This window comes from Mycoplasma leonicaptivi ATCC 49890 (genome assembly GCF_000622205.1).
Classification (GTDB): Bacteria; Bacillota_I; Bacilli_A; order Mycoplasmatales; family Metamycoplasmataceae; genus Mycoplasmopsis; species Mycoplasmopsis leonicaptivi.
Window position 1 is genome coordinate 1 of record NZ_JHWE01000018.1, and the last position, 17,939, is coordinate 17,939.

Genomic DNA, 17,939 nt, shown 5'->3' on the forward strand with positions numbered 1-17,939 from the left:
TTATCAAAAATTGAGGTTTCAAAATTTGATGAAAAATATATAAGAAAAAATTCTCTAACTGCAAAACAAAAAGAAATACTCAAAAATTTGAATATTTCTTCTGATGAATTATATAGTTTCATAATATCTATAAACGAAAAAATTTCTTAATTTTTTTTATTTAGTATAAAATTTACTGAAAGTTTAAATTATTAAATTATTTTTTATAACTATATATAAGTTATAAAAAATGTTTTATAAATCTATTAAAGAATAAATTTTATATTATAATAGTATATAATGCAAAATAAAAAAAGAAATTTATTAAAATAAAAATATTACAAAAAGGACAATTTATGAAACGTTTATTATGTTTATACAAACCAAAATCTGGTAGAGCATATCCTTGAATTTTAAAACATCCAAAAGTTAAAGCACACTTAGCTGAATTTAAAACACGTAAAGATGCTTTAAATTGATTTTTATCATTAGGATATGAATGTGCTACATGATTCCAAACAGAAGAAAAGATTGCTGGTGGTTTATTAATTGGTCAAAATGATTCAGAAACTAATGAAATTGTATATGACTTAGAAGTTGATAAATTTGATGGAAAAGTATCATACAATGAATTTTTAGAAGAAGTTTTCATTGATGAATCAACAATGAAATTAAATCAAAAAAGTTTTAAAAAATATGTAAGTAAAATTGATGATTTTATTGAAGTTAGCGATCACACAAATTACTTCCCTCTTGATGATGACTACATTCCTGAAAGAAAAAAACCAGTTGTAAAACCAGTGGTTGAACCAATTGTTGAAGTTAAAGAAGTTGTTAAAAAAGAAATTCAAGAAGTTGTTAATACAGTTGAAGTTATAAGAGAAGTACCTGTATATATTGAAAAAGAAGTAGAAGTTATCAAAGAAGTTGAAGTAATAAAAGAAGTAGAAATTGTTAAAGAAGTTGTTTCACCATCAGAAAATGTACAAACAGTTACAGAATATGTTGAAGTTGCAAAACAAGATATTGTGAAATATGCATACTTTAAAGATTTATCATATAAAAATCAATTAGATGCATTAGCAGTTTATGCTAAAAAATTAGAAAAAATATCTGAAAAAATTCAAGAAGAAATAGTTACTTCTGTTGGTGATTTAAATGATATTAAATTTGAATTAAATTCTGTTTTAGAACTAGCAAAAGACCTTGAAATACATCTTGAATGTAAAAAATCTTCACAATTATTAAAATTAATCATTATTTCATTATCTGAATCAGTAGAAAAAATAAATCAAAAAGTATATGCAACAGAAGAAGTTGAATATACACCATCAACATTTGCTTATTCAACAAAATGCTGTGGTGAAACATTTAGATTAGCACAAGAGTTATCGTATGTTTTATTTAATAATGAACATGTTGGTTTTGTAGAAGAAAATAAATATACATATCCAGTATTTTCACAATTTGCTTCTAACAAATCACACGTTCTTGTGTTCACAGATACAAATTCAGTACAATGTCCAATGCAAGTTGTACCAGAAAAAATGGTTGAAATAAAAGAAGTTATCAAAGAAGTTGAAGTTATCAAAGAAGTTCCAACAGTTAAAGAATCATCAGATACATTTAATAGATTCTGATCTATGATTCTTTATGCATTTGGATATGGAATATTATTAGCATTAGTATTTATTCTTGCTTGATACTCTGGAATTTTCTCATAAAAGTTAAATGTAAATTTAACTTTTTTTCTTATTAATTAAGACTTTTTGATATTTCAAAATCAAAAATTAAAAACATAAATTAAAGGGGTTATTTTTAACAAGTTTGGTATGTATAAACTTAATAAAAAATAATTTAAATGGTATAATAAACAAATGAATAATAAATCACAAAAAGAAGTTACATTAGAAATAATTAATCATTTAAAAAATACAGGTTTTGTATTCCAAGGTAGTGAAATTTATGGTGGTCTTGCTAATACATGAGACTATGGTCCACTTGGAACCTTACTCAAAGATAATATTAGAGAAATTTGAAAAAAAGAATTTATTACAAAAGAAACAAATAATTACTTAATTGATTCAAAAATTTTAATGAATCCACAAGTTTGAGTGACAAGTGGTCATGTTTCCAATTTTTCTGATCCTTTAATAGAAAATAAAATCAATGGTAAAAGATACCGTGCTGATAAATTAATTCAAGAAATCGATGCAACATTAGTTCCTGAAAAAATGAGTTTTTCTGAAATGAAAGAATTTTTATCTAAAAATTTAACAGAATATGAAGGTTCAAAAGCAGAATGATCTGAAATTAGACAATTTAATTTAATGTTTCAAACACAACAAGGTGTTGTTGAAGGTGCAAAAAGTACAATTTATTTAAGACCAGAAACAGCGCAAGGAATCTTTGTTAACTTTAAAAATGTTTTAAGAACAACAAGAACAAAGTTACCATTTGGTATAGGCCAAGTAGGAAAAAGTTTTAGAAATGAAGTCACACCAGGAAACTTTATTTTTAGAACAAGAGAATTTGAACAAATGGAACTAGAGTTTTTTACAAAACCAGAAGAAGCAAAATACTGATTTGATTACTATGTGAATAAAGCAGAAAAATTTGTTACAAAAATTGGTTTAAATAAACAAAATATAAGAATAAGAGAACATGACAGAGAAGAATTGGCTCATTATTCTGATGGAACTAGCGATATAGAATATCATTTTCCGTTTGGTTGAGGTGAATTACTTGGTGTTGCTAACAGAACTGATTTTGACCTAAAATCACATTCAAAAGCTACTGGTGAAAGTTTAGATTATCTTGATCCTAATACAAATGAAAAAATTATCCCATATGTAATTGAACCAAGTATCGGTCTTGACAGGTTAATGTTTTCTGTTATTTGTGATGCATACAGAGTTGAAGAATTAGAAAACGATCAACGTATTGTATTAAGTTTTGTTAAGGAATTATCACCTTATAAAGTTGCTGTTTTACCACTTGTAAAAAAATTAAGCGAACAAGCAAAAGAAATTTTTAATAAATTAATAGAAGCAGGTGTTTCAACAACTTTTGATGAAGCAGGTACAATCGGTAAAAGATATCGTCGTCAAGATGCAATAGGAACATATTGGTGTTTAACATTTGATTATGATTCTCTTGAAGATAATAAAGTTACTCTGCGTAATAGAGACAATATGCAACAAATAAGAATTGATATCAATGATATATTAAATAAAATTTAATAAGGTGGCTACATATGAGTAATGTTGTAAATTTAGAATCAATAAGAAATGAAATTCACAAAGTTAGTGATATAGTTGATATAATTTCACAACATTTAAATTTAACTAAAAAAGGTAATAATTATGTTGCTTTATGTCCATTTCATTCAGATAACTCGCCCAGTCTAACTGTAAGTAGTTCCAAAGGTCTTTATAAATGCTTTGCTTGTGGTGAAGGTGGTGATGTTGTTAAGTTTGTTAAAAATATCAAAAATATTACATATATACAAGCATTAGAAGAATTGTGTAATTATTACAATTTAACTTCATTTGATTTTACAAAATTTAAAAATACTAATGATTTTGCAAGGTTTTACAATGATGAACAAAAGAAAAGTATTGAGGTTTTAGAAACGGCAAAATTTATTTATAAAACAGAAATTTTAAAAAACAAAAAGGCCTATGAATATCTACAAAAAAGAGAATTAGCAGACTCTGAAATTATTGAAAAATTTCAAATTGGTTTTGCACCGGAACAAGGTATAAAACAAAATTTACTAAACTTAAATTATTCAGAAAACAATCTTGTAAATGCAGGTTTATTAAACTTAGAATTAAATGAATTTTTTAAAAATAGAATTACTTTTGGTATTAATGATGAAGATGGTAATATAATTGGTTTTAGTGCAAGAGCATTAGGTGATTATCAGCCAAAATATATTAATTCACCAGAAACTACTTTATTTAATAAATCTGATATTTTATATAACTATTTTAATGCAAAAGATTATATTTTTTCTGAAAAAGAAGTTATTATTGTCGAAGGTTTCATGGATGTTATCGCTCTTTATAAAGCTAATATAAAAAATGTAGTAGCAATAATGGGTACTGCTTTAACTAAAAATCACCTAAAATTAATTCAAAATAAAAAAGTCTGTTTGTTTTTAGATAATGATGATGCTGGTAAAAACGCAACACTGAAATCTATAAAAACCTTAGTTCAAAATGGTTTTGGAACTATTGAAATAGTAGAAAATAATTTCGAAAAAGATGCTGATGAAATACTAAAATATGAGGGAAAACAACAACTTCAAGACTTAGTTAAAGTAAGTCGGATTCATTATATAAATTATATTTATAATACTCTTTTAATAAAACATAATTTGCTTAATTTAAATAATTCTATTCCACCATTGGATAGTATAAAAAGTTTTAGTTATGAAATAAAAGATATCTTGATCTATGTACAAAACAAAAGCGATTTAGAATTTATTGTTAATAATTTTAAACAAACATATAATTACACATTATTAAGTGAATCTGAAATAACAAATATAATAAATAAAAATTTTGAATTAAAAAAACATTCAGAAAACTTTTTAAATAAAAATGATTTTTTTGTTAATGAATTATCAAATGATTTTAATTATGAATTATCTGATAATATTAACTCTATAAATGATGCATTTAAAACAAATGAATTATGATTTAATAATAATAATTTTAAAACTCAAAAACAACAATCTTTAAAAGAAGATTTATTCGGTAATAATTATCGCATTTTATTTATGCTATTTATGTTATCAAATCAAAAACTAGCAAATGCATTTTATAATTTACCTGATTCAGATTTATTATTTCAACATGATGAAGTTGTAAGTAATTTATATTATGAAATAAAAGAACAAATTAAAGATTTTGTGGACGAAGAAAATGTTGATATTGTTGATGTTGTTAAACAACAACAAGCAATAATCAAGCAACAATTAAAACAAAAAATTATCGATAAATATCTTGAAATTTCAAACAATAAAAATGTAACAAATGATGTAGAAAATGAAATAAATAACATATTAACTCAAAAACAACAATTATATGAAAACAGCGAACGTGGTGAAATATTAAATCCATTACTTAATGAAGAATTAAAACAATTTAAAGATTTTTATCAAAAAATCACCAAAAATGGTTTAAGTATTAATCGTTTTGAAGAAAGAAAGAAAAAACTAATAAAGTTTAAAAATAAAATCATTGAATTTTAGGAGGCTATATGCAAGACAATAAATATTTTATAAGTTTATTAAAAAAAGAATTAAAAAATAATAAGAAAAAGAATTTTACACAAGAAGAAATAATGGATATTCTTTTAGCTAATAATTTAGAAATAGGGGACGAAAATGCTATTGAAAACTTTTTTGATGAACTTATGGATAAGGGGATATTAGCAAACTCATTTGATGATGGCGATGACGAAAACGTTGATATTGATGATTTTGAAAATGAATTAGAAATATCAAAAAGTAAAAAAAACTCTAGAAAATCAAAAAAAGAGGAATTAAATGATGATGATTTCTCTGAAGATTTTAGCGATGAAGAAGATGATTTTTCAGATGATACAGATGCACTTGATTTAGATAATAATTACTCAGACTCAAATGATGATAAAAACACAGAAGAAGAAAATGAAGATGAAGAAGAAGATATTGAAACACTAAGTTCATATCACTATGAGGATGAAGATTTTTCTATGGATGAATTAACATTTGGTGATCAAAACGCTTTATTATTACACTCTGAAGAAAAAGAAACTAAAAACCTTTCTAATAAATTAACAGAAACAAACGATATTGTTAAATGATATATGCGTTGGATTGGTAAATATGGTAAATTACTAACTGACGATGAAGAACGTGAATTAGCAGAAAAAATGAACAAGGGTGGTTATAAAGGTAAAAGAGCACGTGATAAACTTGTTTTACGTAATTTACGTTTAGTTATCAATAATGCTAAAAAATATAAAAATAGAGGACTTTCATTCATTGACCTAATAGCAGAAGGAAATGGTGGTATAATGAAGGCCGTTCAAAAGTATGATGTGTCTAAGGGTTATAAATTTTCAACATATGCAACTTGATGAATAAGACAAGCAATTACAAGAGCAGTTGCTGATCAAGCAAGAACCATAAGAGTTCCAGTTCATATGGTAGAAACTATTAATAAAGTTGCAAAAGCCGAAAGAGAACTTTATCAAGAATTAGGATATGAACCTAGTGAACAACAAATTGCAGAAAGAATTGGAAATGGCTTTACTGATGATAAAGTTAGATATATTAGAAAAATTAATACTGATCCTATTTCATTAGACAAACAAGTTGGTAAAGAAAACGATTCTCAGTTTAGTGACTTTGTTAAAGATGAAACAGTTATGAATCCAGTTGATTATTCTTCAAATGAAGAATTATCAAAGGTTTTAGATGAAATGTTAAAATCACTCGATAAAGATGATAGAGAATTAATTTGTAAGCGTTTTGGTGTTGGAATAGATGAAAATGGTAATAAATATGAAATCCACTCGCTTGAAGAATTAGCTAAATTAAGAAATAATGTTTCAAAAGAAAGAATTAGACAAATTGAAAATAAAATTCTTAAAAAATTAAAAAATCATCCAGTACACGGTAAAAATTTAAAACATTTTGCAGGCTAAAATGAAACTTAAAGAATTTATTAAAGAATTAAAAAATAAAACAAATCATCGTCCATTAGGAAAAAAATACTCAGCAATTTGAGATAAAAAAGTTGGTATTTTAAACAATGTTAATTTAAATAATGAATTTTCATGTGCTATTACTGCTCTTGATTTAACAAATGATGTATTAAATCAAGCAATCAAACAAGGTTGTAATGTAATTATTACACACCATCCTTTTTTGTTTTTAAAAGATTCTAAAAAAGAGTTTTATCTTGACGGATATAAAAAACAGATTTTAAAATTGGTAAATAAACATAATATTCTTTTATATTCTGCACATACTGATTATGATTTACTTGATGATGGAACATCGTATCAAGTTGCTACATTCTTAGGTTTTGAAGATAAAATTAAACCGATATTAAATAAGAAAAATTATTCTGTTATTGTTGAAGCAAAATTTTCTGCCTTGGAAATGATTAATTTAATTAAACAAAAACTTAATTTGAATTCATTGCAAACAAATATTAAAAATTTAACAGAGCAAAGGATAAATAAAATATTAATTTTTGCTGGTTCTGGTGATCAATATGAAATAATTAATCTTTGAAAAAAAGAAAAATTTGATCTTTTAATAACCAGTGATATACGTTGAAATGAGTGAGTTTCATATGATGAGCAAGGGATTAATGTTATTCAAGTACCACATTTAATCGAAGAAGTTTTTGCTATTGATATGCAACAAAAAATAACAAAAAATATTACAAATTCAAAAGTGTTTTTTGTTAAAAAACAAGAAATTTACAGAAATATTTAAATAGCATTTTTATGCTATTTTTTTACTTTTTTGTAGTAATCTCTACCAAAGTTTTTTAATTTTCAAAAAATCTTTTTTTGTCTATAATTTTCCTGCGTTTCCCAGAAAACGCAGGTTTTTCCCGTGTTTCTCACTTTTGGGCATAAAAAATGCATTTTTTATCAATTCAAAAAGACTTACCTAATATATATATATATCAATACAGGAAATAATTATTATAATTAATCAATTTATATATTTATATATAAATATATAAAGGAGAAAAAATGAAAAAAAATAAAATTATTTTATCTTTAAGTGCACTACTAGTGAGTGTTAGTACAATTGCTTCTTGTAAAGCACCTGGTTCTTCAAAACCACTACCATTTACTACTGAAAAACCAGAAGAAGAAACAAAGGAATTTATTAGTGCACCAGGATTACCTATTAAACCAATTGATGTTACATCAATTGATCCAATTAATAATAATGGTATTTATAAAGCTAATTTAGTTGATATATTAGATAATGTACAAAAAGAAAAATCTAAGAATTTTATAGCATTAGATCAAAAAATTAGATACGTTGCTCTTGGAGATTCGATTACAGCAGGTTTTGATGGAACTTTAACAAGAGACTATCAAGGTTCTAAAAACGAAAACGGTGAAATAACAGGAGTTTCATATCCTTCTTTTCTTGCACGTATTTTAGATCAAAACGGAAGAGTTGAATCATATGATAATTTTGCTATTTCAGGATCAACAACAGCAGATTGAATTAATCTTTTAAAAATAGATTACCAAAGTAATAAATTCAAAAACAAATCAGTTGATTATTTATTTGGTGATTCTGAACAATATTCAAAAAAGGTAAAAGATAAATTAAAAGATGCTAACTTAATAACTCTTTCCTTGGGTGCTAATGATGTTTTTGAACTTTTATTTAGTTCAATAAAAGAAAATGATGCATTTAAAATAATTAAAAAGTTTTTAGAAAAAAAACCATTAATAAGTGACGCAATAACTCTTGTTAACGATGTTTTAAAAGATACTATTCCAGAGATACAAAAAAGACTTTTATCATTATTAGCAAATTTAAAAGTAATGGCACCAAATGCTAATATTAATATTATTTCTTATCCAACTCCAATGCAGTTGATAATACAAAAAATTGATGATTTTATTAAAGAACAATTAGGATCAACAATTAATTTAGATTTTATTAAAATCTTTATGGACTTTTTAAACGATAATATTAAAACAGTTGCTAAAATATCAAATGTTAATTATGTTCAAATTTATAACTGAGACTATTGAAAACAAAATTCTACAAATTTAGCATCAATTTATTTTGATATTCACCCAAATACAAAAGGTTATAAAAAAATTGCGCTTGATTTATATTTAAAAATTACTAATCCTAGTCTAAGATTAAAAGACTATCAAAATTATGATTTTAATCAAGAATTTTTACGCGAAGATTCAAGCGCTTACAAATATCAAATTCAGGTAGATGCATCTTCATATAAAGAAGTTTTAGGTAAAAATTCACAAGACTTTTTAAATTATGAAAATGATGAAGAAAAAAGAATTAATCTAGAAAGATCTTCATATAATTTTGGTACAAGAATTGCTGAACTAACAAATATATTTAGTCATATAACACATGAAGTTTTTGATTTCTTAGTTAACAATGTCATTTACAACGAACTTGATCCTGATGGTTTTTTAAAAGAACTTTTAACAAGAAACAACTCAGAAAATATTTCAGGTGTAGATGAAATAGTAAACAGCATTGTAAATTCGAATACTTTACAACACATTTTATCGGATTTACAAAACCGTTTAGTTAATTTGGATTCAAGTAATCAATTAAATATAAGAACAATAGGAAGTGCATTTAAAAGCGCTGTATTAAATGGTGAAAATTTAGCGACAATAATTAGAATTATTTCAAAATCAAAAATATTCCACGAAAATAGTGAACTTTTAAGAAAAGCATTAAAAAACATCATCAAAAACACTTTAAATATTTATGGTTCAAAAATTAGTGAAGTAATTGTTTCACCAGTTTCACAATTTTTAAATAACTATGAAACAGAAAAAAATAATTTACATACTTCTATTCAAAAACTAATTAATTCTGATGAAGTTATTGATTTATTTGAAACAATTGTAGATACATATGTTGATAATCTTGATAATTTTGAAAATATAACAAACTTTAATGATATTATTCTCGCGTTTTTGAAAAATCCTGAAAATAATCAAAAGATATCACAAAAAATAGTTAATTTATTAAAAAAAGTTATTCAAAACAAAGATTTAAAACAACTTTTTGTTGATTTATTTTATAAGGTATTAGTAAATAACAAAATTGATACCAATATAACAAAAGATGAAGTTTCAAGTATTTTTGATAACATTATTACATTAGCTTTTGATATCGATAATAAAGTTTCTTTAATTCAAAATGTTGTTAAATTTGTGCTTAATGATTTTCACGAATATGGAATTGAACGTTTTAGCGAACTTGTTACTAATGCATTTTCTAAAACATTCTCTGAATTTTCAAATTCTTCAAGCGAAAATTCATTTAATAGCATTTTAAAAATAATTATTAATTCTAAATTTATTAGCGAAAATACAGATTTTGTTAAAAAAATTATAACTAATATTTTTAACACAACAGATGTCGAAGGTTTTAGCACTTCAATTTCTAATTTACTAAGTAAATCAAAATTATCTGAATACATTTCTCAAGAGGGTGTAGCAAAAATTTTACAATTTTTCTTAAAACAAAATGAGACAAAAGAAATTATATTTGAGGCATTATCTTCAACATTAGATAATATAAATTCGTTTGAAAATGTTCAAAATATAAATCAATTAATTGTTAAAATTTTAGGAAATCTTGACTTATCTCAAATTGAAAGAAAATTAACTTCTCTTGTTGATAAAGCTTTAAATAATGCTGATATTCAGTTTGCTATTAAAGACATCTTATCAACATATTTAATTAAATCAGGTGTTGAAATTAATCAAAATACAGAAGATTTTCTTTCTGGAATAATTTCTTATTTACCTAATATTCTTAATGATTTAAATATTATGTCACCAATTTTTGAAGTTATTTTTACAAAAATGAGGGAACTTCAAGATTCAGAAGATGTAATTTCTGAATTAAAAAATTTACCATCAGATATTTTTAAAGTTTTTAAACAAAAAACCTTTGATGAAATTTTTAACATATTCAAAAAAGTCATCAATCAAGATTTTGTTGTAAACAATAAAGAAGCAGTTGGAAGCATTGTTAAGGTAATTTTTTACAACTTAAAACAAACTGGTTTATTAACAGACTTAATTAATACTAATCTTTCTACATTATTAGAAAAACCAGAAATTAGTAAATATATTGATAAAGATGAAATTTTACATTTAGTTTCCAAAGTCTTAAACAGTGAACAAATAGGTAGTTTAATAGAAAAAGCAGTTAGTATTTTAATTACTGAACGCAGTTTATTAGATAAGATAAATAAACCAAATGAAATAATTAATCAATTATTAAAAAATTCTGATTTTAAACAACTTTTAAAAACAGAAGTTCAAGAAATTGTTTTAAATATTTCAAAAGAACCAGAATCTTTTAAAAAAACAATTAAAAAAGTTATTTTTGAGTTAGCAAAACAAAATCAAACACAAATTGATGAAAAGTTTGCTCCATTAATTGAAAATTTACTTCCATCAATAATTAATACATTAAAATCTGCTAATAAATTTGACTTATTAATTCAAACAATTTTTAATTCCTTATCTGAATATAATGATATAAATGAAATTGGTGCAGATCTTGCAACAAAAGTTTTAAGTGTTATTGATTTTAAAGATATAGCACTTTACAAAAACTTTTTAAATTCACCTATTTTTAATGAAAACAAACAATTAACAAAAGAATTTATTCAATTTATTTTACAAGAAATTCAATCAGAAAAATTTGATAACATTTTAAATATTATTTTATCTGATAACTTAATTTCTAATGTTTCAAAAGAAGAATTAAAAACAGTTATTAAAAAAATCTTAACAAAAGAAGAATTTAAGAATTTAATTCAAAAAACATTTGATTTTGTCATTGATAATTCTAATACATTATCAAATTCAAATTCTTTAATTGAGATGGTTAATGTTTTTATTAAGGATGCAAATCTAAAAAATGAAATAAAACCATTATTAACTAAACTTTTAGAAGCACTAAAGGATGATGAAACATTTGATAAAATTATTTCTAATTTACTTTTATCTATATTAAATAATAGTGAATTTAATTGAATTTTTGAAGGTATCAATAATAAAGAAACATTTGCTAAAAATATCTTTAGACAATTTAAAAATATTTTCTTTGAATTTAATTTTGTTGATTCAATTTTTAATGGTTTAGATGTTTATGCAAAGAGTAATACTAGCTCATTTGCGGAACTCGGAAATGCTATTCTTAATAAATTCTTAGAAAACTTTACCGGTGATAACCAAGAACAAAATATCTTAAAATTAATTAAATTATTTAGCACTAACTTTATTAATGAAAACAAAAATGATATAAAAATTGTTATTAAAAACGTGTACAATCATTTTGCTAATGATCAAGAAAAATTAACAACAATTTTAAATTCGTTGTATCAAATTTCACCATCAATAAATGATTATGTTTTAGTAAATGATTTAAGTAATATTGTTCACCATTTTTTAAGTAATGAAAACTTTAGAAATTTCTTCAATTCAACAATTGATCAATTATTAGAGCATAGTTCCGAATTAAGTAATATTACCTCGCTTTCTGATGTTTTATTCTGATTTATTAAAAATATTGATAAAACAAACTTAAAAACATTTTTAGAACAAACAATTCAAGGTTTTAAAACAAATACAAAAACATTTAATAGTCTAAAAAATGTTTTAATTAAACTATTAAACAAATATGTACCTGAGTTATATATCGCAAACACAACAGAAGATTTTTTAAATGATTTTATTACTGATATTTTAAATATTGATCAAAAATATAACGTCATTAGTTCTGCTGCAGATTTATTTATCAAAGATGTTTTAACATCTGATTTAATAAGTACGAACTTTTCAACTAAACTTACTACATTTGGAAGCGATTTTTCAAATGAGATGTTGAAAAAAATTCAAGAAAATCTTGATGGTTTTATAACAGATTTATTTAGAACTAATTCAATTAATAATCATCCAGAATATTCATCAAAATTATTAGGATTTTTATCTAATATATTACTTAATAAATTAGAGTTATTTAAAGAACCTATTATAAATTTATTAAAAACACAAGGTTTATTAAGTGATGATGAAACCATTAATGATTCAGAATTTACAAATATCAAAAAATTAATTCTTCAAATTAATAATATTGATTCTAATCAAACTATTGTTGAAAAAATATTAACCTTTACTAAGCAAGAAATTTCACAAATAACAAATTTACAAAGTTTAATAGATATATTAACCAAAAAAATCCCAAATGCCTTAAATATTCAAGACTATAAACTTGTTAAAACAATACTTAATAGTGATTTTCTTAGTTTAAATTCAGATTTAATTAAAAAAATATTTGAAAAAGCAATACAAAAGTACTATGTATCTGATAATATTGAAAAATTAGTTAACAGTATTGATTTAGCACATAGTCCTGTTCTTGTTTTAGGGACACAAGAAAAGATTAAAGAATTAATTAAAAATGTTCTAAATAATCAAAACACAAAAGATATTTTAAAAACCTTAGTAAATAAAGTTTTAGAAAAAAATTCAACATTAAAAACTGCTAATTCATATAATGAATTATTAAAAATGATTTTTGGTGATCAAGAGATCAAAAACTCTATAAAACCATTATTTACAAAATTATTAGAAGAAACAATACTTGATAATAATTTCAAAGATAAATTAAAAGAAATAATTGCTAATGCAATGAATTTACCTGAATTAGAACCATATTTAAAAGGTGTTCAAGACAAAAACTCTCTTGCTGAGTCTGTTGTTGAATTATATTCAGTATTTGATTCAAAATTAAATATTAAAGAAATTTTATTTGAGTCATTAACAATTAACTTAAGCACAAATGGAATAGACTTTAGTCCTAGAACTCTTTTAGGATCTATATTTAGTGCTATAAAAGCAAAATTAAGTGAAAATAATAATTTTGAACAAAATGCAGTTGAATTAATTAAGGCAGTTCTTAAATCAAATTTATTTACAAGAAACAAAAATGATTTAATAACAATTTTTGATAACTTAATCCAAAAATTTGTTGATCAAACTTTAATTAATGATATTTATAATAATCTTAGTGCAGAAGTTAAAGCAACGATTAATAAGTATATTCCAGAAGCAAACTTTAAAACTTCACTTGTTAAAATTGTTAAAAACGAACACTTTATTGAAATATTAAAAAAAGTTATTAAAAAACTTTTAGAAAATACATCAGTAATAGAAAATGAAACAACCTTTATTGGTATTGTTAAAAAAGTATTCAGTTTAATTGAACTCGATGAAGTTAAAACTCATTTAAAAGAATTTACTAAATTTTTATTAACTGACTCTGATATTAAAGATGCGATTTTAAGTTTTCTAAAACAAACCTTAACAACATATGAAGTAGAAGTTAATGATAATAGTATTGATCAATTACTAAGAAGTTTAATAGATAACTCTTATTCAATACTTAATAATTTTTCATTAGTAGATGCAGTAATTGATAGTTTATTTAATGATTTAAAATTAATTGCAAACACAAACACTACTGAAGAATTGAATAATAAGTTTTCAGAAATTTTAGAACATATTTCTCAAATTATTACAACTAATTTAACTTCAAATATTAAGCAAACAGTTGATAAATTACTTCAACAAAATGCTATTTCATCAAATTTAGATGGATTTAAAAAACTAGCTTCACAATTAGTTGTTGGATTAAATAAACAAGGTGTTACAACTAATTTATTAACAAATAAAATAAATAATTTACCAGATAATCAAACAATTTTTGAATATATTGCTAAAAATGATTTGATTAATCTTGTTGATTTAGTGTTAAAAAATAATAATATAAATGAAATTCTTAAAGTGGTTATTCCACAACTTGTTGATAATACTGAATGATTAAATTCACTTGATAATCCATTTAATTTAATTAAGCAACTTTTAAATAATGAGCAAATTAAAAATTCGATACTATCAAATGCAACAGAGGTAATTAATAGTTTAATTGGTTCAGATATTTTTGTGAATACAGTTATTAATATAATTGAAAAAGTTATTGTAAAATATAACATTGATCTAACTAATATTGATAAAAGAAATTTAATTAGAGATTTTATTTTACAATTTAAAGAATATATTACTGAACAAAATTTAACAAATCAATTTATTAATTTATTAATTGAATCATTATCAACTTCTAATAATATAAATGAATTTAGTGCTTCATTAACACCAAAAGTCATTAAATTATTTAATTTCGAAGAATTTGCAAGTCTTAAAGCAATTTTTAAACATTTTAAAACATTTAAAAATAATGCAGTTATCGCAAGCAAAACAATTCAAAAAATCTATGAATCTATTTTAAACAATGACCAACACTTAAACACTTTACTTGATTTAATTCCTGATTTTAATATTTTAAAATCAGCAAACGTTACAAAAGAAGAAGTTAATAGCGTTGTAAAGCTACTTTTAAAAAATGCTGAATTAAAAGCAAAATTAGAACCAATTTTACATGAATTTTTTGTTAATTTTGATAATTGAGAAAATACAAATTCATTTAACGAATTAGTAAGACAAATTTTTTCAAATACAAATATTAAAAATAATTTAATTTCTGTATCTAAATCATTAATAGATGCAATTGTAAAAGATACTAATTTTAAAACAATTATTTCAAAAATATTAATTGATAAATTTTCAAATAATTCAGAGTATAGTTCTTTATTTACTAATATAAATAATAAAGAAAATGTTATAAAAACTATTTTAAATACTGTTGATCCAATCAATAAAAATCTTGATTTTATTGATGTTATTGTTACTTCAACATTTAATTCTTTATCTGAACATGGTACACAAATTACAATTGGTCAATTATTAAGGGATATTATTAGTAGACTTAGTTCAAAATTTACATTACTTGATTTTGAACGCAGAATTATAACAACACTTAATGAAATTGTTAAAAATTCTGATTTTCAAACAAATAAATCAGATATGAAACAATTCATTAGTAATGTAATTAGTTATGCTTTAAGTAATATTAACATTGCTGAAATTTTATGAGGTTCATTAGGTTCTGAGTGACAAACTGTTGTTCAAGAATACTTTTTAACAGAACAAGAGTTTAAACAAATAATTACTGGTTTAACTCAAATTCAAGAAATTAAAACAATTAGTACTGATATTTTAAATTACTATATTGATAATGTTGATACATTTGCAAACGCAAATAGTTTTATGCAAATTTTCAAAAAATATCTTGAGGTTGAAAATAACAAAAACAAATTTAAACAAAATACAAAATCAGCGTTCAAAAACTTCTTAAAAAACGATACTAATTCACAAATATTAAATAATGTTTTAGTGAAATTTATTAAATTTTTAGAAGTTCCAATGAACGAAGAAAGAACAAGAGTTTTAAGAGAGTTATCTTCTGGTTTTGCTGATCTTTTAGATAGAGCAGAACTATTTGATAAACTTCTTGATGGATTAATTAAATCTATTCAAGAAACAAATACTTTCCAAGAATTTTCACAAGTTGTATCAAAAAACATTATTACTCAAACTCAACTTACAACTTATACTGTTGTAAATAAAATTTTACAAGATGATTTAATACAAAACAACAAGCAAGTTATTTTAGGTTTAGTTTCAGATATGATTACCAGATTTATTAATGATGAAACGAAATTAAGAAAATTCATTAAGGATTATGGTATTACAAGTTTATTAGTTTCTAATGATCATACATTTGATAAAGAATTAATTGTTGATATGCTTGTTTTAGCTATTAAAAATCCTGATTTACGTGATATTTTAAACACTTCTATAAGCGAGTTTATTTCAAAAGCTAAAACAGATTATTATAATGTACATTCATGAACTCATGCAATTAATGTTTTACTTAATTCAAGTAATGCAAATAACTTTAAGCAAAAAATTACAAATTGAATTAAATCGATTTTAATTAATCCTGATCAAAGATTAGTAAATGGTATTGGTGCTTTATTAGTTTCAAAACTTAAAGATTCTGGTTTTGCATTTAATGAACAAGAAGATTTAGTATTAACTCAAAATGTAATTAGAAAATTCTTTGAGGCCATGTCTCAAAGAAATGAGTTAAGTATTATTATTGGTAATATTTATGACAAAATTAAAGCAATTAATCCATCGAACATTTTAAAAAATCCAGATATTATTTATGATGCAATCAAAACTGGTGCATTAAAAATTATTTTAACCGATAACGAAAAAAATATTTCCTTTAAGAAAATATTAGATCAATTTAGTTTATTCGATTTTGTTACTACAAGAATCGGGGATGAAAATTATGTTAAATTCTTTAACAGATTATTTGAAACAAGTAACAGAAGACAAATGACAGGTATTTATAAAATAATTAAAGATTTATTTTTAGGAGAAGCAAGTAGCGACAAACCACAGTTAGGATTTCAATTTGATGAAAGTATTTTTACAGTTATAGACAGAACAAGAGCACTCATTTCAACCTTGTTTAAGCCTGTTTTTAGTTCAATGATTGTAAAAGCCGGTAGTGGTAGATATAACTTTAACAAAATAAAAGAAAACGCTGAATATAAACTAATGTATAGAATGTCAGCATTAATTCTTTGATTAATACATGATCAAGGTGGTTCAGGTGCTAAATTCTGAAACATTGGACTTGATGTACAAGGAACATTTAAGTCAGGACTTGAAGATGCATTTAATTATGCAAAGAATTTACATAAAGGCTCATATAATAAAATTCCAAGAAATAAAAGGGAATTTATAGGAGAAAGTTATTCTTGATGAAGTGGTTATAGTTATAATGGTGAATTCATTTTAGGAAACAGAAGTGCTGTAACAACTTTTGGAAACTTCTGAAATGACCAATTATTAGCATATATATATTACCGTAGAGATTCTAATAAAAAAGAACAACCTGATAGACACAACAGACAACAAACTATGACTGACACCTTACTTGATTCTATTGAAAGAGGTTATTTAGGTAATTTAAAATAGATACATTAAAACTTGACACATTTTTGTGTCAAGTTTTTTTGTCCCTATCTTAAAAGGAAATACTAAAGAAAAATTTTCACGAAATAATTAAAAAAATATTTATTAAAATTTAAACTTTCAGTAAATTTTATACTAAATAAAAAAAATTAAGAAATTTTTTCGTTTAT

The 17,939-nt window shown here is 23.2% G+C and carries 6 protein-coding genes; all 6 read left to right on the top strand.

The window, feature by feature from the left end:
• Positions 1 to 335: 335 nt before the first annotated feature.
• The 6 genes from BU00_RS0101400 (at position 336) to BU00_RS0101425 (ending at position 17,772) form a co-directional block, all read left to right on the top strand.
• Positions 336 to 1,703: an MAG3090 family protein gene (locus BU00_RS0101400; protein ID WP_027121172.1), complete on the top strand. Its 1,368-nt coding sequence runs from the start codon at positions 336 to 338 to the stop codon at positions 1,701 to 1,703.
• A gap of 153 nt (positions 1,704 to 1,856) precedes the next feature.
• Positions 1,857 to 3,221 (top strand): glycine--tRNA ligase, encoded by a 1,365-nt coding sequence (locus tag BU00_RS0101405; RefSeq protein WP_027121173.1) that lies wholly within the window; start codon positions 1,857 to 1,859, stop codon positions 3,219 to 3,221.
• Between the two features lie 14 nt (positions 3,222 to 3,235).
• The gene (gene dnaG, locus BU00_RS04885; protein ID WP_051521837.1) at positions 3,236 to 5,242 is read left to right on the top strand and encodes a DNA primase; all 2,007 of its coding nucleotides are present in this window, start codon (positions 3,236 to 3,238) and stop codon (positions 5,240 to 5,242) included.
• Between the two features lie 8 nt (positions 5,243 to 5,250).
• A complete protein-coding gene (locus BU00_RS0101415) occupies positions 5,251 to 6,684 on the top strand; it encodes an RNA polymerase sigma factor (RefSeq protein WP_027121174.1) in 1,434 nt (477 codons plus the stop codon).
• A 1-nt stretch (position 6,685) separates the two neighbouring features.
• Positions 6,686 to 7,486 (top strand): Nif3-like dinuclear metal center hexameric protein, encoded by an 801-nt coding sequence (locus BU00_RS0101420; RefSeq protein WP_027121175.1) that lies wholly within the window; start codon positions 6,686 to 6,688, stop codon positions 7,484 to 7,486.
• Positions 7,487 to 7,752: 266 nt separating this feature from the next.
• Positions 7,753 to 17,772 carry an SGNH/GDSL hydrolase family protein gene (locus BU00_RS0101425; protein ID WP_027121176.1) on the top strand — a complete coding sequence of 3,340 codons (10,020 nt, stop codon included), beginning with the start codon at positions 7,753 to 7,755 and terminating at the stop codon, positions 17,770 to 17,772.
• Positions 17,773 to 17,939: the final 167 nt, after the last annotated feature.